The sequence below is a fragment of the Rossellomorea vietnamensis genome, assembly GCF_008180415.1.
Lineage (GTDB): Bacteria > Bacillota > Bacilli > Bacillales > Bacillaceae_B > Rossellomorea > Rossellomorea vietnamensis_C.
The window spans coordinates 136,110-155,122 of record NZ_VTEI01000013.1; the positions used below are offsets into that span (position 1 = coordinate 136,110).

Annotated in this window: 19 protein-coding genes; 17 read left to right on the top strand and 2 right to left on the bottom strand. The window is 44.8% G+C overall.

Going from position 1 to position 19,013, the window contains the following annotated elements; genetic code table 11:
* The first annotated feature begins 87 nt into the window (after positions 1–87).
* Positions 88–1,854 carry an SgrR family transcriptional regulator gene (locus FZC78_RS18855; RefSeq protein ID WP_187445007.1) on the top strand — a complete coding sequence of 589 codons (1,767 nt, stop codon included), beginning with the start codon at positions 88–90 and terminating at the stop codon, positions 1,852–1,854.
* A gap of 92 nt (positions 1,855–1,946) precedes the next feature.
* Here FZC78_RS18855 and FZC78_RS18860 read toward each other — a convergent pair whose 3' ends face one another.
* A complete protein-coding gene (locus FZC78_RS18860; RefSeq protein WP_148941626.1) occupies positions 1,947–2,147 on the bottom strand; it encodes a hypothetical protein in 201 nt (66 codons plus the stop codon).
* A gap of 303 nt (positions 2,148–2,450) precedes the next feature.
* On the opposite strand from FZC78_RS18860, the gene FZC78_RS18865 reads away from it, so the two are divergent.
* From FZC78_RS18865 to FZC78_RS18945, 16 genes are all read left to right on the top strand, one after another.
* The gene (locus tag FZC78_RS18865; RefSeq protein WP_148941627.1) at positions 2,451–3,776 is read left to right on the top strand and encodes a phenylacetate--CoA ligase family protein; all 1,326 of its coding nucleotides are present in this window, start codon (positions 2,451–2,453) and stop codon (positions 3,774–3,776) included.
* Positions 3,777–3,851: 75 nt separating this feature from the next.
* The gene (paaA, locus tag FZC78_RS18870; RefSeq protein WP_148941628.1) at positions 3,852–4,820 is read left to right on the top strand and encodes a 1,2-phenylacetyl-CoA epoxidase subunit PaaA; all 969 of its coding nucleotides are present in this window, start codon (positions 3,852–3,854) and stop codon (positions 4,818–4,820) included.
* Positions 4,821–4,832: 12 nt separating this feature from the next.
* On the top strand, positions 4,833–5,189 hold the full coding sequence (gene paaB / locus FZC78_RS18875) for a 1,2-phenylacetyl-CoA epoxidase subunit PaaB (RefSeq protein WP_148941629.1): 357 nt from the start codon (positions 4,833–4,835) through the stop codon (positions 5,187–5,189).
* Positions 5,186–6,001, top strand: coding sequence for a 1,2-phenylacetyl-CoA epoxidase subunit PaaC (paaC, locus tag FZC78_RS18880; RefSeq protein ID WP_148941630.1), 816 nt, complete (start codon positions 5,186–5,188; stop codon positions 5,999–6,001). Before paaB ends, paaC begins: the two co-directional genes overlap by 4 nt.
* Positions 6,002–6,007: 6 nt before the next feature.
* Entirely contained in the window at positions 6,008–6,505 is a 498-nt protein-coding gene (gene paaD, locus FZC78_RS18885) for a 1,2-phenylacetyl-CoA epoxidase subunit PaaD (RefSeq protein ID WP_148941631.1), read from the top strand.
* Between the two features lie 579 nt (positions 6,506–7,084).
* Positions 7,085–7,393, top strand: a complete 309-nt coding sequence (locus FZC78_RS18895) for an EthD family reductase (RefSeq protein WP_113930332.1) — start codon at positions 7,085–7,087, stop codon at positions 7,391–7,393.
* On the top strand, positions 7,386–8,165 hold the full coding sequence (locus FZC78_RS18900) for an enoyl-CoA hydratase/isomerase family protein (RefSeq protein ID WP_148941632.1): 780 nt from the start codon (positions 7,386–7,388) through the stop codon (positions 8,163–8,165). The genes FZC78_RS18895 and FZC78_RS18900 overlap by 8 nt, the downstream gene beginning before the upstream one ends.
* A gap of 13 nt (positions 8,166–8,178) precedes the next feature.
* Positions 8,179–8,952 carry an enoyl-CoA hydratase-related protein gene (locus FZC78_RS18905; protein ID WP_148941633.1) on the top strand — a complete coding sequence of 258 codons (774 nt, stop codon included), beginning with the start codon at positions 8,179–8,181 and terminating at the stop codon, positions 8,950–8,952.
* Between the two features lie 18 nt (positions 8,953–8,970).
* The gene (locus tag FZC78_RS18910; RefSeq protein WP_148941634.1) at positions 8,971–10,485 is read left to right on the top strand and encodes an aldehyde dehydrogenase family protein; all 1,515 of its coding nucleotides are present in this window, start codon (positions 8,971–8,973) and stop codon (positions 10,483–10,485) included.
* Positions 10,486–10,593: 108 nt separating this feature from the next.
* Positions 10,594–11,445, top strand: a complete 852-nt coding sequence (locus tag FZC78_RS18915) for a 3-hydroxyacyl-CoA dehydrogenase (protein ID WP_148941635.1) — start codon at positions 10,594–10,596, stop codon at positions 11,443–11,445.
* Positions 11,446–11,458: 13 nt separating this feature from the next.
* Entirely contained in the window at positions 11,459–12,661 is a 1,203-nt protein-coding gene (locus tag FZC78_RS18920; protein WP_148941636.1) for a 3-oxoadipyl-CoA thiolase, read from the top strand.
* A 271-nt stretch (positions 12,662–12,932) separates the two neighbouring features.
* The gene (gene paaX, locus FZC78_RS18925) at positions 12,933–13,808 is read left to right on the top strand and encodes a phenylacetic acid degradation operon negative regulatory protein PaaX (protein ID WP_148941637.1); all 876 of its coding nucleotides are present in this window, start codon (positions 12,933–12,935) and stop codon (positions 13,806–13,808) included.
* A gap of 16 nt (positions 13,809–13,824) precedes the next feature.
* Entirely contained in the window at positions 13,825–14,775 is a 951-nt protein-coding gene (locus tag FZC78_RS18930) for an NAD(P)H-dependent flavin oxidoreductase (protein WP_148941638.1), read from the top strand.
* Positions 14,776–15,596: 821 nt separating this feature from the next.
* Positions 15,597–16,544: an ABC transporter substrate-binding protein gene (locus FZC78_RS18935; RefSeq protein WP_435874179.1), complete on the top strand. Its 948-nt coding sequence runs from the start codon at positions 15,597–15,599 to the stop codon at positions 16,542–16,544.
* A 16-nt stretch (positions 16,545–16,560) separates the two neighbouring features.
* The gene (locus tag FZC78_RS18940; protein ID WP_148941640.1) at positions 16,561–17,583 is read left to right on the top strand and encodes an ABC transporter permease; all 1,023 of its coding nucleotides are present in this window, start codon (positions 16,561–16,563) and stop codon (positions 17,581–17,583) included.
* On the top strand, positions 17,567–18,361 hold the full coding sequence (locus FZC78_RS18945) for an ABC transporter ATP-binding protein (protein ID WP_148941641.1): 795 nt from the start codon (positions 17,567–17,569) through the stop codon (positions 18,359–18,361). The genes FZC78_RS18940 and FZC78_RS18945 overlap by 17 nt, the downstream gene beginning before the upstream one ends.
* 388 nt (positions 18,362–18,749) lie before the next feature.
* Here FZC78_RS18945 and FZC78_RS23855 read toward each other — a convergent pair.
* Positions 18,750–19,013, bottom strand: a 264-nt coding sequence (locus FZC78_RS23855; RefSeq protein ID WP_187445008.1) for an IS30 family transposase, incomplete at its 5' end; no start/stop codon positions are given.

Below are 19,013 nucleotides of genomic sequence, written 5' to 3' on the forward strand. Positions count from 1 at the left end.
CTGTCTTTATTTTATAAAGAAGGAAAAAGGCGAAAAAGGGTAGAAATAGATATGTATATACTTCACCTTTTAGGAAAGGATTTTATTATGATTACATTGGAACACTATGTGAGCTTATATTTGTCACTGGATAAGAGGATACATAGGAAACTCGAAGTCTCTCTTCATGGGATTTCCGAGGTGCTGTTTTGCACAACCCGGAACTGCAAGCTCACCATCCAAAAGTGGGAAAGGGAAAGCTGGGTTAAATGGTCGCCCGGCAGAGGAAGGGGAAATAAATCAACACTGACCTTTTTGAAAAATCCAGTGAATCTCTTAATGGATGAGAGCAGGAGACTTGTGAAAAAAGGGAAACTTCAAGCGGCCCAGAATTTGATTAGTGAATACAGCAAGGAATTTCCCGGTTTGGAAGAGGATTTCGCTGACTGGATTGAAACTTTATTTGGCTACCGAGCAGAATCGGAAAACCGGGATGTGCTGAGGTTGAAATATGGCAAGCAGCCTTTTTCCCCTCTTGACCCAACGCTTGCCACCCTTCGCTCCGAATGTCATATCCTAAAGCATGTGTGTGATACATTGATTTTTTATAATGAAGAAAGTAATCACTTTGAACCGCGGCTTGCCTTCCACTGGGAACATAATGAGGCAGGAGATCAATGGATATTTTATATCCGCAAAGGCATTAAGTTTCACGACGGAAGCCGCTTGACCTCCCGCGATATCCAGCATACCTTTGAGCGCTTTATGCTTTCTGAGGGAAATCCATACAGATGGATGCTTCAGGATTTGGAGGAGGCGGTTATCCTGGGCGAGCATTCAATTAAACTTCTCCTGAAAAAACCGAACCACCTGCTTCTTCACCTGTTAAGTGATGAGCATCTATCGATTGTAAGGAAAAGCGATTCAAAGGATATCTATTTGGATAAGCTCGTTGGGACTGGTCCTTTCCGGCTGGTAAGAAATGATGGTTCAATGCTGATCATGGATGCTAATGAAAGTTATTTCAGGGAGCGGCCATTTTTAGACAGCGTTGAGTTCTGGAATGTTTCAGAGGATCGCGAAGACCGGACCCCTGTCAAAACAGAAATGGAATTTGGATATTACAGAAACAAAGAAAAGAAAGATGATAACCGAAAAAGAGTGAACCGCATTGAAAAAAATGTTCAATTTCTTTCACTCAATGGAAGAAAGGAAGGTCCTTTAAAAGATCCTATGCTTCGACGCGCCATACAAGCAATCGCAGACCCGTCCCTTCTTGTTGCTGAACTAGGAGAATTTCGTCAGCAAAGTGCTGCTTTCTTTTTGAGAGATGAAGAGAATTCCCGTGAAGTTGACATTACAGATCTCCTTTTGAGAAGCTCCTACAATGGTGAAGAACTTCTACTATATACCTTCCAGGACAGGGATCATGTGGAGGACACCACATGGTTGAAGCAAAGATGCATGGCCTATGGTGTCTCTATAAAAACAGTATATCTCCCGGCAGAGGAACTGCTTCGAAGCGATACAATGGCTGAGGCAGATATCATCCATGACAGTGCAACGGTCACCGAGCAGGAAGAATTAAGTTTCCTGCAGCTGATCTTAGCAGAAAACAGCCCAATCTGGCACCATCTTTCTGATGAACTCAGGGAGAGGCTTCTCGCTGAAATAGATTTGTTAAAAAGTCTTGAATCCCATGATGAACGGTTGAAGAGACTCTTTATAATAGAAGAAAAATTGCTGGAAACGTGCCAGCTCCTGCCGCTTTACAAAAATTTATCAGAGCTTGAAAGTGAAGAAGGTATTCAGCAGGCGCTGATTAACTCGCAAGGATGGATCGATTTCTATCGTATTTGGTTTAAAAGGAATTAATGTTAGACCGGGCGATAGTTGTCGTCTGGTTTTTTAAGTGTGGGAGGAGAATCGTACCATTAATCAAAACCTCTCCAAAGATAATGGGACGATTAGCGGATAAACTTACCAATAAAAGAGGAGCCCGCCGAGAAAATGGCAAGATTAGTGAAAAAATATACCATTAAAACAGGTCTGCCATAAGATAACGGTACCATTAGCTCTATAAAAACTACTTCCGGAGCAGTAACCTGGTTCAAACTGAACCCGCCCCACTCATAAGCCATAAGATTAAACAACAACAACTCCTTCAAAGTGAAGCCTCCCCCAACCAACCAACCAAGCAAATACAAGGTATTATTATAAATCCTCTTGCCGGGTTTATATCTAATCCCCTCTTTGAACTGCCATCAAAAATACCAAGACTACCAAATTTCCAGAGAGTTACTGCAAAAATATAAATTTTCAGAAAATATATTGACTTTTCAGTAATTTCACGTTATCTTTTGAGTGTAGATATATAACAAAATAAATATATTACGAATAAAAAGCGTTATATAAAAATAGATAATCTTCCAAATCGAGAGGGTCAGGTTGAATAAAGGAGGAAACACTGAGTGATTTTACATGAAATTGAAACGTGGGACAGGAGTGACACCGAATTAATTCAGCTCGGACGCCTCCAGAAGACGATAGCCAGTGTCTACAATAATGTCTCATTTTACAGAGAGCAGTTAGATACTAGGGGAATAAAGCCTGAGGATATTAATTCTTTACAGGACATTCAACTTCTTCCCTTCACAACGAAGTCTGATTTGAGGAACCATTATCCATTTGGATTGTTTGCTGTCCCGCAGGAAGAACTGATCAGGGTTCATGCCTCATCCGGAACGAGCGGGAAACCGACTGTTGTGGGTTATACGCAAAACGACATTGATATGTGGAGTGAAATCGTTTCCCGTGCAATAGCTGCCGGCGGCGGAAAGCCAGGGGACTTCCTGCACAATGCCTACGGTTATGGATTGTTCACTGGCGGACTTGGCCTTCATTATGGAAGCGAAAGACTTGGATTAGTGACTGTTCCGGTATCAGGAGGAAATGCAGAAAGGCAGATTACACTGATTGAAGATTTTAAGCCAACGGTTATTTGCGGAACGCCGTCTTATATCTTGAATATAGCGGAGAAGATGGAAGAACAGGGAAAGGATCCTGCCCAAACCTCTGTGAAATATGGAATCTTTGGCGCTGAGCCATGGTCGGAAAAAATGAGGCATAAGATCGAAGAAAAATGGAATTTAAAAGCCTGCGATATTTATGGATTAAGTGAAGTAATCGGTCCCGGGGTGGCGATGGAATGCCATGAGGCACAATCGGGATTGCATATCGCGGAAGATCATTTTCTGCCTGAGATCATCGATCCTGTTACATTGGAATCACTGCCTCCAGGTGCAGAAGGGGAACTGGTTTTCACTTCATTGACGAAGGAAGCGTTTCCGATTATCCGGTACAGGACAGGTGATATTGCCTCCTTGTCATACGAAAAGTGCTCTTGCGGGCGAACGACAGTGAAGATGTCCCGGGTCAAGGGGCGGGTGGATGACATGATGATCATCCGGGGAGTCAATGTTTTCCCTTCAGAGGTGGAGCATTATCTGCTCTCAATAGAAGAATTATCACCTCACTATCAGATTCATCTAACCAGGCAGGGAACATTGGATTCAGTGGAACTTCATGTGGAAATCAAGGAAGAGATATATACTGGCCTGGAACAAAACCTGGAACATGAAAGCATTTTTCTTCTGGCAAAGAAGATTCAGCATATCATGAAAAGCAGTTGTCTCGTCTCTATGGAAGTTAAAGTAAAGAGTCCGAAGTCACTTCCCCGTTCGGAAGGAAAAGCGGTCAGGGTGCTGGATATGAGGGAAAGCGGACTGGGAGTTTAAAAAAATTTGAAATTTAATCGTATAACCACATAAATGGATAGCGTAATAAATACGTTATTTTAGGAGGTCCTTACAATGAGTGATACAGCATCATTTGCGGCGTTGACAGAAGAGGAGAAGATGGAGCACTTCATGAAGCGCATCGAGGCAGGGGAGAAAATCGAAGCCGATGACTGGATGCCGGATGAGTACAGAAAGGTATTGATCAAATTAATATCTATGCATGGAATCAGCGAAATAATGGGAGCGCTTCCAGAGAAAGAGTGGGTGCCGAAAGCTCCGACTCTGGGCAGGAAACTCGGCATCATGGCGAAAGTGCAGGATGAAATGGGACATGGGCAGCTCCTGCTTCGCGTGGCTGAAGACCTCATGAAGCCCTACGGAAAGACTCGTGAAGAAATCATGCAGGACTTATTTTCAGGAGATTTAAAGTTTCATAATGTCTTCCATATGGAAGCCCCTACATGGGGAGATGCCGGACTGATCGGCTGGTTGGTGGATGGTGCCGCCATTATCACACAGACCAACATGCTCGGAGCATCCTATGGCCCATATGCAAGAGCATTGAAGCGGATCTGTGCCGAAGAAGTGTTTCACGCCCAGCATGGTGAAGCCATCATCATAGCCTTAGCAGAAGGCACTCCTGAGCAGAAGGCGCTTGTCCAGGATGCTGTCGATCGCTGGTGGGAATCACTCCTCATGTTCTTTGGTCCCGGAAGTGCCTCTACAACGGGTTCATCAAAACAGGATATTACTATTAAATACGGTATTCGTACCAAAACGAATGAACAGCTGAGGCAGGATTTCTTCACAAAGTATGTTCCAAGAGTCCTATCATTGGGACTGAAGCTGCCGGATGAAACCATGTACTTCGATCAAGAGAAAGAAGAATGGATTTATCAGCAGCCTGATTGGAGCAAGTTTAAGGAGATCGTTAAGAATAACGGTCCAAAGTCGCAAGAGAGATTGAACCTAAGAAGAATTTCTTATGAAAATAATGCCTGGGTCCGTGAAGCACTGAGCGGAGATACAGCGGCAGGATAAGGGGGCGTTGACATGTCGGATAAAAGCAGGAATTTTTATCAGGAATATGAAGTATTCAGCAGAAGAACAGATAATGCCCCGATGCAGCATCAGTTCAGCCTGCTGGCACCGAATCAGGAAATTGCATTGGTGATGGCTCAGGAAAATTTTATGAGAAGAGAACCGGCAGCTGATATTTGGGTCGTCAAACGAAATGACATCAGAAAGATGAATCAAGAGGAAAAAGAATCTCTGCAGCGCCTGGATAATAAGGATTACAGAAATGCTAAAGGCTATGGATACCTGAAGAAAAAGTGGCGCTACTATGAGCAGGAGATGCTGGATGAGAAAGAAATTATGTCTTGGGAAGGGAAGGCGAAAAAGTCATGACTGTAAGCAGTGCAGCTGAAGTAAAGGATAAGAATTACAAAACAGCATTGGTTGAACTTTTGTACGGGCTGGCAGATGACGATTTCATCATTGCCTACCGAGGATCGGAATGGCTTGGCCTTGCTCCCCATATCGAGGAAGATGTCGCATTTTCTTCTATTAACCAGGATACCATGGGGCATGCCGCGATGTTTTACAGGCTCCTTGAAGACCTTGGTGAGGCAGAGATGAACAGTCTTGCCCATGCGAGGGGAGCTGAAGAGCGGCGAAACGCCATCATCTTAGAAGAAGCAAACGGATCCGGCACCTATCTGGTGGAACCTGATTACGATTGGGCATTCGCTGTCGTCAGAAACTACTTCTATGCTCAAGCAAAAAAGGTCAAAATCGATTCCTTAAAGAATTCTTCCTATCAGCCATTGGCGGATGCGGCAGTCAAGGTAAATATGGAGCTTTACTATCACCTTCTGCACTGGAAAACATGGTTTTCTCAGCTGATGAACTCAAACAGCGAAGCGAGAAAGCGTATGATGAATGCGGTGGAAAAGACAGCCGCCGACTTCGCTGGAGTTCTTTCCTTGGGCGAACAAGGTGAGGAGATGGCCAAGGCTGGCTTGATAGAAGGGGAAGAAATGCTGGTCATGCGCTGGAAGAATGCTGTCACACCAATCTTTGAAGCTTGCAATCTTTCACTTCCGGAATTGGATATGAAGAGAGGAAACGGCCGAAACAAAGTGCATACTTCAGACCTGCAGCAGGCCATTGACGTCCTGAGCGAGGTCTACAACTCAGATCCGGCAGCAGCCTGGTAAAAGGGAATGATTCAGTTGACAGAAAAAGATGAACGCATATTGAATATACTTCAGCAGGTAAAGGACCCTGAAATCGATTCGGTCAGCATTGTTGAACTGGGAATGGTGGAGCAGGCTGAAATGAATGAAGGCAAAGCGGTGATAAAGCTGCTGCCGACCTTTATGGGATGCCCTGCCTTGGAAATCATCAAAGCCAACGTGGAAAAAGCCCTGCTGGCAGACGCCGACATTACGATGACGGATGTGGATTTCCTATTCAGCCCTCCATGGACTTCAGACCGGGTGTCGGAGGCAGGGCGGGGAAAACTTAAGGAATTTGGAATAGCGCCGCCGCCAGAAAGACTAGATGACGACGGGGGATGGAAGGTCGACTGTCCGTACTGTAATTCACCATATACCACGATGGAAAACATATTCGGGCCGACAGCCTGCCGCAGCATCCTTTACTGCAAACAATGCAAAAACCCGTTTGAAGCAATGAAACCAATATCTACTATTATGTGAGAAAGAGTTTGATTTTCAGATGCTCTATCTATCAAAAAACGTATATAGGCATCGCGAAATTATTTCACTTTAAAGGTATGAAATAAGATGTATTTAACTATCTAGTTGCTGACATTAAGAGATTTGGTATCTTAAATAAAATTCATAGTTGATTGGAGCGGAAGGTGAGTTATCTCCTGCGGGACTAGCGGTCGTCTAGTTCCAGCGCCTAGCCCCTCGGGGTCAAATAACCCCAAGAGAATATAAGGAAAGAGCGCCTTTTTTTCTCTTGAGAACATTTGCCTGTCGGGGCTGGGCAAGGCGCTTCCACTTTTGCTGACAGGTGAGACCCCGCAGGCGAATCCAGCTCCAGCGGCCAGCGACTAGCAGATTTCAGTCTCTCTCCTTGCGATAAGTCATCATCGAATCGCTAACGCTCTTCGTGATTCCTTTATCTCATACGAGAGCCTTAAAATCTGTACGTCGCTGAACGGCCGCTTCCGCTTTTTATGAAGCCGAGGAGGCTCAACGCCCGCCCCGCGGAGTAACTCACCTGGAGCGGAAATCAACGGCCATTTAAAAGAAAAGGGAGAGATTACAATGGTAAAATTGATCGCACTTTATAAGCATCCTGAAAATAAGGAACAATTCGATGAGCATTACTTCAATACACATGCACCTATCACAGCAAAGATTCCTGGTTTGAAAGAAATGAAGGTTACTAAAGTCGTCGGCTCTCCAATGGGTGGAGAAGGCAAGTACTACCTGATGTGTGAAATGTTTTATGACAGCCACGAGTCATTGAAAGCAGCCATGAAATCTGATGAAGGTAAAGCTTCCGGAAAGGATTTAATGTCTTTTGCCGGTGACCTTGTCACATTGATGATCGGTGAAGAAGTGAATGAGTAATACCTATCAGTATATCAATGTGAGTGTGGAAGATGGTATCGGTCTTGTCGAGCTCAACCGCCCAAAAGTGCTGAATGCGATAAACAGGGGAATGGTATCAGAAATACTATCCGCTTTCGAAAGCTTTGACAGAAATCAGGAAGTAAAGGTCATCCTTCTTTCCGGAAAAGGCAGGGCGTTTGCTGCTGGAGCCGATATAGCTGAAATGGCCAATGATAATGCCATCGATTTCGAACTGATGAACCAGTTTGCCGATTGGGACCGGATAGCGGCAGTGAAGAAGCCGATTATCGGAGCGGTCCAAGGGTTTGCTCTTGGCGGCGGTTTCGAGCTGGCCTTATGCTGCGACATGCTGTTTGCAGCTGACGATGCAGAGTTCGGCTTCCCTGAAGTAAGCCTTGCGGTGATGCCTGGTGCAGGCGGAACCCAGAGATTGACGAAGCTGATCGGCAAAACTCGTGCAATGGAATGGCTGATGACAGGTGACAGGATGACGGCTTCAGAGGCTCATCGGCTTGGAATCATCAACAGGGTAGTGGCCAGGGAACTTTTATTTGAAGAAACAAAGAAGTTTGCAGGCAGGCTGGCCAAACAGCCTCCGTTATCGATCCGATTGATAAAAGAGTCTGTTCTGAAAGCTGTCGATTATTCTCTCTATGAAGGAATGCAGTATGAACGTAAAAACTTCAGTTTGCTTTTCGCTTCCGAGGATCAAAAAGAGGGAATGAAAGCATTCATCGAAAAAAGAAAACCGAAGTATAAAGGAAAGTAAAGGAGGCATCACCATGTTTGAGACGATCCTCTATGAAGTCAGGAATGGAGTGGCCTGGATTTCCATGAACCGCCCGGATAAGCTGAATGCTTTCATCGCTAGAATGAATATGGAGATTGCCAAAGCACTGAAGCAGTCTTCAAGGGATGAAGCGGTCCGCGCCATTGTAATAACAGGAGAAGGAAGGGCGTTTTGCTCAGGACAGGATTTAAGTGAAGTAAGCGAAGACATGGATCACGGTGAAGTGCTGAGAAATCATTATGGTCCAATGGTCAAGGAACTGGCCGCTTGTGAAAAGCCGGTCATCGCAGCGGTAAATGGAGTTGCGGCCGGAGCAGGAATGAGCCTGGCATTGGCATGCGATTTCCGATTGCTCTCGGAAAAAGCGAGTTTCGTAGAAGCTTTCATTCATGTCGGGCTAATACCGGATTCAGGAAACCTGTACTACCTGACCAGGCTTATTGGCCATGCGAAAGCCTTGGAACTGGCTGTGTTTGGTGAAAAAATCTCTGCTGGCAAGGCAGAAGAGCTGGGTCTTGCCAATAAAGTTATAGGCCATGATGAATGGGAGACCGAAGTGGCAGCGTATGCAGAAAGGCTTGCCAATATGCCGACAAAAGCAATCAGCCTAATCAAAAGGTACCTGAATGAAAGCTATCACTGCAGTTTGGAAGAGTATTTGGAAAAAGAAGCTTACGGCCAAAGGATTGCCGGCCAAAGTGAAGATCACCGAGAAGGTGTCGGTGCATTTCTGGAAAAGAGAAAACCTGTATTCCGAGGCAAATAATATTGAGGAGATGAGAAAATGGCAACTGTAAAAGAGCAAAATTTCGAAGTCCTTGAAACAAAGCGTGAACATTATGGAATGATCATCAATGGAGAAAGAACGGACGGCTCCGGAGAAACATTCACTACATACAACCCGGCAACAGGAGAAGCCATTGCCACTGTAGCAAAAGCAACGACGGAAGATGCAGAGCGCGCGGTCCAGGCGGCAAGAGATGCCTTCGATAAAGGAAAGTGGAAGAAGTTCCCGGTTAATAAGCGTCAACGAATCATGATGAAAATTGCCGGTATCATGAGATCTCGTTTCAATGAGCTGGTAGCGCTGGAAATTATGGACAGCGGAAAATCCTTATCAGCAGCACAAGGCCAGGTCATGCAGGCCATTGAAGATTTTGAATTCTACGCAGGTGCCATCGTAGGTCATCGCGGAACAGTCAACAATGTGCCGGGACAATTCCAAAACGTGGCGGAAAAAGAGCCAGTAGGGGTCTGCGCCCAGATCATTCCTTGGAACTATCCACTCATGATGGCGGCATGGAAAGTTGCACCGGCTATTGCAGTTGGATGTTCTGTAGTCGTTAAACCCGCATCCCTTACTCCGCTTACAGCCATTGTACTTGGTGAAATCTGTATCGAAGCGGGAGTGCCGCAGGGGGTAGTCAACATAATCCCTGGATCAGGTTCCACAATCGGAAATTACCTTGTAGAACATGATCAAGTGGATAAAGTAGCATTCACAGGTTCCACGCCAATCGGAAAAAATATTATGGAAAGAGCATCTCAGACACTGAAGCGTGTAACATTGGAGCTTGGCGGGAAATCCCCGAACATCGTATTCGAAGATGCAGATGTGGATGCTGCAGTTGACGGTTCCCTGTTCGGAATCTTCTATAATACCGGGCAGTCTTGCGAGGCGCGTTCAAGATTGTATGTGCATGAAGATATTTACGATGAATTTATGGAGAAGTTCGTTGCCAAAACCAAACAGCTTTCCCTTGGTGATCCGTTCGACAAAGGAACACATATCGGTGCCATCATTGATGACAATCAAGTAAAAACGATCGATGGTTATGTGCAGTCTGCGAAAGAAGAAGGAGCGACAATTCTTGCCGGTGGTAAACGCGGAACTGTAGAAGGGTTCGAAAACGGCCACTGGTATGAGCCGACCATCATTACAAACGTAAACCATGAAATGAAAGCAGTAAGAGAAGAAATTTTTGGACCTGTCGTGGTCGTTATGAAATTCAGTGACGAAAAAGAAGCAATCAAGCTTGCCAATGATACTGTCTATGGTCTTGGTTCTGCTCTTTGGACAACGGATTATGCAAAAGCGACAAGAGTCTCAAAAGCAATCCAGGCTGGAATTGTCATGATAAACTGTCCATTCTCAGCATTCCCTGGGACTCCGTTCGGGGGCTATAAGCAATCCGGTTTTGGCAGGGAACTATGTATCGAAACCCTGGATCTGTATACAGAAACGAAGAGTATCATTTCTTACTTTGGCAGCCGCCCATTAAATCCATTCGGCTTGTAAAATGAATCAGCATGCTCGGGACTGCGGGTCTTCCAGTTCACCTGGATAGGCACCAGTCCCTTGATGCTTATATTAATGAAGAAACTCGACTTATGAGGAGGCTGGACGATGAATAAATTAATAGTAATTGGTTCCGGTGTCATGGGCAGGGGGATTGCATACGTAAGTGCAGTCGGCGGATTTCAGACAACACTCGTCGATATAGAACAAAGACAGCTGGACAGTGCGCAGGGAGAACTCTCTTCTATTTTTCAAAAAGGAGTTGACCGCGGAAAGCTGTCCCAAGAAGACAGCGCTGCTGCACAGGAAAGATTGACGTTTTCAACGGATATGGCGGAAGCTGTGAAAGATGCAGATCTTGTCATTGAAGCGGTTCCTGAAAGGACAGAAATCAAACGAGCAGTATTTGAAAAAATTGATGAGCATGCCAACCCGTCTTGTTATTTTGCCACAAACACATCAACAATGAGTCCTACTGAAATAGCTTCATTTACTAAACGGCCTGAAAAAGTGATTGCCATGCACTTTTTTAATCCTGTACATAAAATGCCGCTTGTTGAAATTGTCCGCGGGCTGGAAACAAGCGATGAGACGGCACAATTTGTTGAAGCTGCCGCCAAAAAGATGGGCAAAGAAACTGTTGTAATCAATGAGTTTCCCGGCTTTGTCACGAGCCGCATATCTGCTCTTGTCGGCAACGAGGCTTTCTATATGCTGCAGGAAGGACTGGGGACTCCTGAAGAAATCGATAAGGCCATCAAACTCGGCTTGAATTATCCGATGGGTCCTTTTGAGCTTGGAGACCTTGTCGGTTTAGATGCCAGGCTCAATAATCTGAAATATCTGCATGAAAAGCTTGGGGAGAAGTACCGCCCTGCACCGCTGCTAGAGAAGTATGTGAAAGCAGGAAGGCTGGGAAGAAAATCAGGACGAGGAGTATACGACTACACAAACAAATAAAGGAGGGACTGCAATGAGGGAAGTTGTCATTGTTGATGCTGTCCGCACACCTATCGGAAAATACAAGGGTGCTTTGAAAAACATACGCCCAGATGATTTAGGAGCAATCGTCATCAAAGCACTGATGGAAAGAAATCCGGAGATGCCTCCGGAGCTGGTGGAAGAAGTCGTCCTGGGGAACGCCAATGGCGCAGGTGAAGACAACCGCAATGTGGCTAGAATGTCCGCCCTATTGGCAGGCATGCCGGTTGAAACAGGGGGAACGACAATCAACCGGTTATGCGGTTCTGGTCTCGATGCAGTTAATTATGCTGCCAGGGCCATTCTTGCCGGAGAGGGAGATGTCTTTATAGCCGGCGGAACAGAGAGCATGACGAGGGCACCTTTTGTCATGGCTAAACCAGAAAAAGAATTTCAGCGGGGAAATATGGAGATGTTTGACACGACCATTGGCTGGAGATTTATCAACAGCCGTCTAGCCCAGAGGTATGGAACAGACAGCATGCCGGAGACGGCGGAAAATGTTGCGCAGCAATTCTCTATTTCAAGAGAGGAACAGGATGAGTTTGCTCTTCACAGCCAACTGAAGGCGAAAGAAGCAATGGAATCAGGAGTCTTTCAAGAAGAAATCGTTCCTGTCATCTACAAGGACCGGAAAGGCAATGAGATTGTAATTGATAAGGATGAGCATCCGCGGCCGGACTCCAGTATGGAAAAACTCTCTAAGCTGAGACCGCTTTTTGAGAATGGAACAGTGACAGCGGGGAACGCTTCCGGAGTGAATGACGGTGCTTCTGCGCTGCTGTTGATGACCGCAGAAAAAGCGGATGAACTGGGATTAAAACCCCTGGCTAAGTATGTCGTTTCCGCAACAGCTGGGCTGGAGCCTTCTGTCATGGGGCTCGGGCCAATCCATGCAACTCGGAAGGCATTAAAGAGAGCTGACTTAGAGGAGCAAGATCTTGGCTTGATAGAATTGAATGAAGCATTCGCCTCACAGTCACTGGCTTGTATCAGAGAGCTGGGGCTTGATTCAGCGCGTGTTAATGTCAATGGAGGAGCAATTGCCTTAGGACATCCTTTGGGGGCAAGCGGCGCGAGGATACTGACGACCCTTCTTTACGAAATGAAGCGCAGAGACGTCAGGCATGGGCTGGCGACTATGTGTATTGGAGTCGGGCAGGGAATCGCCACGATTGTCGAGCGGGTGGAATAGGTTCTGAAGCAGAGCTGCTTTTTTTTAGAAAGTAGTCACGTCCATATAGAAAGGACATTCCATGGAGACGTATGTCTTCATGGAGTTTTTTTAATATAATATTAATAGGTATTTTTGCAGGTTGATATTTTCATAAAAGTGCTAAAAATCATACTTTTTATTTAAAATGATTCATTTTCTATGATAGAATAATCTTTAACGTAATTAGGACGTCACAGATATATTATGCTGATAAAATATCGTGTGTGAAAGTTAGAAAGAGGCGAGCAGGTTGAATACAAGATCGATGATTTTCACTTTATATGGAGATTACATAAGGCACTATGGAAATAAAATCTGGATTGGGAGCCTGATTAAATTGCTGAGGGAGTTCGGACATAATGACCAGGCAGTAAGGGCCGCCATTTCACGGATGAACAAACAGGGCTGGGTCCAATCTGAAAAGCAGGGCAACAAGAGTTACTATTTTTTGACAGAGCGCGGCCTGAAACGTATGGAAGAGGCTGCACAGCGTATTTTTAAACTGCAGCCGGAAAAATGGGACGGACAATGGCGCATTCTCATGTATACCATTCCCGAAGAAATCCGCAATGTAAGAGACGAACTGCGAAAAGAACTTGTATGGAGCGGCTTTGGAACCCTCTCCAACAGTTGCTGGATTTCACCGAATAACTTGGACAAGCAGGTCTATGATCTTATTGACAAGTATGATATCAAGCAATATGTGGATTTCTTCATTGCCAGGTACGACGGCCCGAATGAAGATCAACGGATCATCGGCAAGAGCTGGGACCTGCAGGAAATCAATGACCGATATGCTGAATTCATTTCTGAATACAGCCAGAAATTTATCATAGACAAAAACAAAATTGAAAAAGGCGAAATGACAGACGCACAATGCTTTGTGGAAAGGACGAAACTGGTCCATGAATACAGGAAGTTCCTGTTCGTGGATCCGGGTCTTCCCGAAGAGCTCCTGCCTGATAAATGGCTGGGCGCTCATGCCGCCTCTCTTTTCAGTGATTATTACAAAGTGCTGGCGAAACCGGCCTCGCAATTTTTTGAAGAAGTATACCAAGAGGGAAATGAAATGACGAATAAAGATCAGTCCTACAACATGTTTGATCACCCATTGATCCTGGATTGAAAAGGGGGAAAGAGCAGTGGAAAAAGTAACTGAAATTCTTGGAATCTCCTACCCTATTCTGCAAGGAGGAATGGGGAATATCAGTAATGCCCACCTGACTTCAGCCGTCTCGGAAGCAGGAGGACTTGGAACCATCGGGGCTGGAACAATGCCCGCAGAAGAAGTGGAAGAAATTATTATTGAAACCAAGAGGCTGACAGAGAAACCTTTTGCCCTCAACATCCCCATCTCTGTCACGGAACATTTAAAAGAAATGGCAGACCTCGTCTTGAAACATAATCTTGCAGCTGTCTCTCTTTCTGCTGGTAACCCTGCACCACTCATTCCAGTTTTCAAAGAGAGAGGGATTAAGGTCATCTGCGTGGTCGCTTCGGCAAAGCAAGCCGTGAAAGCTCAACAGGCAGGGGCTGATATCATTGTGGCGGAAGGCTATGAAGCGGCCGGAATTAACTCGAGCCTCGAAACGACGACGCTCACATTGATTCCACAGATTTTAGAAGCAGTGAACATCCCCGTCATAGCTGCCGGCGGGATTGGAAGCGGGAAAGGCCTTGCTGCCATGCTTGCCCTTGGCACATCAGGGGTTCAAATGGGTACACGGTTGATTGCTACCGTCGAGGCTCCTTTCCATGAAAACTACAAAAATACCTTGCTGGAAGCAGATGATAAAGGAACAGTGATTGTCGGAAGAAGCGTCGGCCGCGTCCGCCGGATCATGAAAACCCCCTATGCCGATAAGCTTTTGGCCCATGAAAGAGAAGGCATGGATTCAGAAGGCTTTGCGAGGATCACTTCCGAGGATTATCACAGGAAAGGTGCATTAGAAGGCAGGCTGGATGAAGGATTTATCAATGGCGGACAGGTGAGCAGCTTGATTGCCGACATCCCGACCGTTGCAGAGTTGTTCGAAAGAATGATGAAAGAAGCGAGAGAATCTTTAACTGCTGGAGCGGAAAAACTGGTTTGAAGACGGACATTTATGTTCGTCTTTTTTTGTGTTTTAGGCGTGAAGCTTCTCTGAAAGGGGCATTGCACAGGACGCAGCCTGCAATTGCGGGTATGGGCATCCTAATCGCTACTGTTATCGAGAGATGATGTCCTCAAGAGGCTGGCTCGGATACATGAAGGTGTCTTCCATCAAGAGATGATGTTCCGAGTAGCTAGCTCGGATACATGAAAGCGTCGACTACCAAGAGATGATCTCGCCAAGAAGCAGGGCCGGGTAGACGAACGCACTTGAAGTCAAGAGATGAGAACCCTTAAAAAACGAATCAGTATATTGTGGGGGGCTTATTTCTAAAGATTGTTGCTGATGAATGCTATTTTATCCTCCACCCTCTTTATGTAGATGGAGCGGAAATCTAATACGATTAAGCAAACCACAATCTTTGTAAAATAGCATTTTTCACAAATCCGAATAAACCGTCTATGCCCGTCAATATTTTATAAGGAAAAGCAGTAATTAAAAAGAATATAGCTTTAAAGATTGAAACATTATATAATGATACTAATTTTTAAATTTTCGGAATATTATTGACTTTATCTTTACTTCGGTGATACTATAACGTTGTAATTACGAAGATAGTAAATTTCATCACACTAAAGCGCTAAAGTGAAAGATATTGGCGATAGAAGAATGCAAATCGATTATCAACCATTCGCCTTTAGGAACTTTTTTGATATGGAGGGGTACATGCCCCTGTATATAAATATTCTTGATAGAACAAAGGGGGATTTCAGTTGAGAAAGAGTTTGCTATTATTAAGTTCTGTTTTGGCAGGGTCACTGATGCTTGCAGGCTGCGGCAGTGATAAGGATGCGGCATCAGGGGATAAAATGTACAAGATCGGGGTAAGTCAAATTGTTGAACATCCATCGTTGGATGCAGCTTATGAAGGGTTCAAGAAAGCACTTGAAGAGAATGGGTATAAAGAAGGGGATAATGTTGAGTTTGATTTGCAGATTGCGCAAGGGGAACAAAGCAATGCACAGTCTATTGCTAATAACTTTGTTGGAGACAAGATCGATTTGATTTTTGCTAACTCAACACCAAGTGCTTTAAGTGCTTTAAATGCGACAAAGGATATTCCCATCGTATTCACCTCAGTAACTGATCCAGTGGGGGCAGGGCTGGTTGAAGCCTTTGACAAGCCGGGGGATAACATTACTGGTACATCAGATACACATCCGGAAGCAATCTCTAAAACCATCAATTTCATAACCGAAGAAATTGGGGCAAAAAATATTGGAGTCATTTATAATTCAGGTGAACAAAATTCAGAGGTGCAGGTCAAGGAAGTAGAGAAACTCGCAAAAGAAAATGGAGCAGAAATTACAGAAGTTTCAGTTTCTACATCTGCTGAAGTTAAACAAGCTGCAGAGTCTTTGGTCGGCCGCGTCGATGCCATTTATGTCCCTACTGATAATACAGTAGTGTCAGCGTTGGAGTCTGTTATCGCGGTAGCAAATGATAAGGACATTCCTCTTTTTGTGGGTGAATTGGATTCAATGAAGCGTGGAGCAGTTGCAGCCAGTGGGTTTAGTTACAGTGATTTAGGTTACGAGACTGGACTTATGGCGGTTAAAATCCTCAAAGGAGAGAACGAACCATCTGAAATCGATATTGAATATCCACAAAGTTTCCAGTTGATGATAAATAAGGAAGCTGCAGAAGAACAAGGCGTTGAAGTAAAAGAAGAATGGAGCGAGCTTGGAGAGTTTTTTGAAGGAGAATAAGAAGGGGTGATGCATCGTGTTTACTGCAATTTTTGGTTCCTTTGAATCAGGGATCATCTACGCGATAATGGCGCTGGGAGTATACCTCTCTTTCCGAATATTGGATTTTCCAGACTTGACTGTAGATGGAAGTTTTGTGACAGGGGCGGCAGTTGCTGCCACCCTTGTTGTAAGTGGCATGAATCCTTTCATAGCAACAATACTGGCTGTGATAGCTGGTTTTGCAGCAGGTTGTATTACGGGTGTACTTCATACTTTCGGGAAAATTAATGCCTTATTATCTGGTATTTTAATGATGATTGCCTTGTATTCAATAAACTTGAGGATCATGGGCAGATCTAATGTACCGCTGTTGAATCAGGATACATCATTTACAACAGTGGAAAGCATCTGGTCAAAGCTGGGGATAGATTCAGCACTGAATAATATGCTGTCTGCTATCGGACTTGGAGAGTTTCTTCCAAACACTTGGGGAATACTTTTCTTTATGATTATTGTCACTTTCCTGATTAAATTTTTAACAGATAGATTTCTTCGTACTGAGATTGGATTAGCTTTAAGGGCGACTGGTGATAATCAGAGGATGATTAGAAGTTTCTCTGCAAATACAAACCTTTTGATTATTTTAGGACTTGGAATCTCTAATGCTATGGTGGCGCTTTCAGGGGCGTTGATTGCTCAATATGGAGGGTTTGCCGATGTAGGTATGGGAATCGGGATGATTATTATCGGTTTGGCATCCGTTATTATCGGTGAGGCTCTTTTCGGTACCAAGACTATTGTCAGAACGACACTTGCTGTTATTGGAGGGGCAATCATTTACCGTATCGTTGTCAGCATGGCATTGCGTGTTGAATTCCTTGAAACGGGCGATATGAAACTGATTACTGCAACCATCGTCATTCTGGCACTGGTGATGCCGAGGTTCATGGACCGCTATAAAGAAAGAAAACGTAAGGCTGCGAAACATGCCCAGCGGCTTCAGGAGCTCGCTTTAACTCCAGAGGGGAAGGATGAGAGCGGTGTTACAATTAAATAGAATCCATAAAATTTTCAATGAAGGTACACCTGATGAGAAAGTGGCACTTGGAGATGTCAGCCTGACGATGAATCCTGGTGATTTCGTCACAGTCATCGGAAGTAATGGGGCGGGAAAATCAACCCTGATGAACATGATCTCAGGAGTACTGACACCGGATACAGGAGAAGTTATCATTGATGACAAGGATGTCACAAAAGTATCGGAATACAAACGTTCCAAGCTGATTGGACGGGTTTTCCAGGATCCCATGGCTGGTACCGCACCAACCATGACGATTGAAGAAAATCTCGCCATGGCTTATTCAAGGAATAAACGAAGGACACTTAAAAGTGGAGTCACCAAAAGAAGAAGAGAGTACTTCAAGGAGGTTCTGGAGTCTCTTCACCTTAATTTGGAAAACCGCTTGAATGCAAAAGTCGGGCTGCTTTCAGGCGGTGAGCGGCAGGCCTTGTCTCTGCTAATGGCGACATTCACTGAACCGTCGATTCTCCTTCTGGATGAGCATACCGCCGCACTGGATCCATCCCGTGCAGAGCTGATCACCAATTTAACCAAGGAAATTGTTGATAAGTATCAATTGACAACATTGATGGTCACTCATAATATGCAGCAGGCGATTGACCTTGGAAACAGGCTGATCATGATGGATAAAGGGGAAATCATTCTTGAAGTCAGTGAGGAACAAAAGAAGGAATTGACTGTTCAAGGATTGTTAAAAGAGTTTCAAAGAATCAGAGGAACACAAATGGCAAGCGACAAAGCGATACTTGCCTGATAGAAAAAAGGATGGAGGCCCCATCCTTTTTTGTTGTTTATGAATTAAGAAATCACCCTCTGTGGATAACTTATAGCTATATTTCCACGTCCAGCTTTAGCGCCTAGCCCCTCGGGGTCAAATAACCCTCAGAGAATAAAAGGAAAGAGCGCCTTTTTTTCTCTGAGGAACATTTGCCTGTCGGGGCTGGACAAGGCGCTTCCGCTTTTGATACGTCCAGCTTTAGCGCCTAGCCCCTCGGGGTCAAATAACCCTCAGAGAATAAAAGGAAAGAGCGCCTTTTTTTCTCTGAGGAACATTTGCCTGTCGGGGCTGCCCGAGGCGTTTGCCTTTAGCAAATAGAGGGAAAAATTCCCCTTATTTATTAAATAGGTTGTAAATTGTCAACTCAAGTCGAACACGGCAAGAAATTCATGAATACCTCAAATGGCGTATTATAATTGAGCACTTTCCGGGGGACCTGGTTGAACGTCAAGAGAAAATCCATGATGTCCTTCTGGGTCATTCGGTTGAAATCGGTTCCTTTTGGATACGTGCGCCTAATGCGGCCGTTGCTATTTTCGTTGGTGCCACGCTGACCTGGTTTGCCAGGATCCGAGAAGTAAAAGGGAACTTCCAGCCCTTTCTCTACTTCTTCCCAAAGATGAAATTC

Bases quoted from the DNA above. Each gene is read 5' to 3' on its own strand.
- FZC78_RS18855 (WP_187445007.1), top strand. From the start codon at position 88: ATGATTACATTGGAACACTATGTGAGCTTATATTTGTCACTGGATAAG.
- paaA (WP_148941628.1), top strand. From the start codon at position 3,852: ATGAGTGATACAGCATCATTTGCGGCGTTGACAGAAGAGGAGAAGATG.
- paaB (WP_148941629.1), top strand. From the start codon at position 4,833: ATGTCGGATAAAAGCAGGAATTTTTATCAGGAATATGAAGTATTCAGC.
- paaC (WP_148941630.1), top strand. From the start codon at position 5,186: ATGACTGTAAGCAGTGCAGCTGAAGTAAAGGATAAGAATTACAAAACA.
- paaD (WP_148941631.1), top strand. From the start codon at position 6,008: ATGATTCAGTTGACAGAAAAAGATGAACGCATATTGAATATACTTCAG.
- FZC78_RS18895 (WP_113930332.1), top strand. From the start codon at position 7,085: ATGGTAAAATTGATCGCACTTTATAAGCATCCTGAAAATAAGGAACAA.
- FZC78_RS18900 (WP_148941632.1), top strand. From the start codon at position 7,386: ATGAGTAATACCTATCAGTATATCAATGTGAGTGTGGAAGATGGTATC.
- FZC78_RS18905 (WP_148941633.1), top strand. From the start codon at position 8,179: ATGTTTGAGACGATCCTCTATGAAGTCAGGAATGGAGTGGCCTGGATT.
- FZC78_RS18910 (WP_148941634.1), top strand. From the start codon at position 8,971: ATGGCAACTGTAAAAGAGCAAAATTTCGAAGTCCTTGAAACAAAGCGT.
- FZC78_RS18915 (WP_148941635.1), top strand. From the start codon at position 10,594: ATGAATAAATTAATAGTAATTGGTTCCGGTGTCATGGGCAGGGGGATT.
- FZC78_RS18920 (WP_148941636.1), top strand. From the start codon at position 11,459: ATGAGGGAAGTTGTCATTGTTGATGCTGTCCGCACACCTATCGGAAAA.
- FZC78_RS18935 (WP_435874179.1), top strand. From the start codon at position 15,597: ATGCTTGCAGGCTGCGGCAGTGATAAGGATGCGGCATCAGGGGATAAA.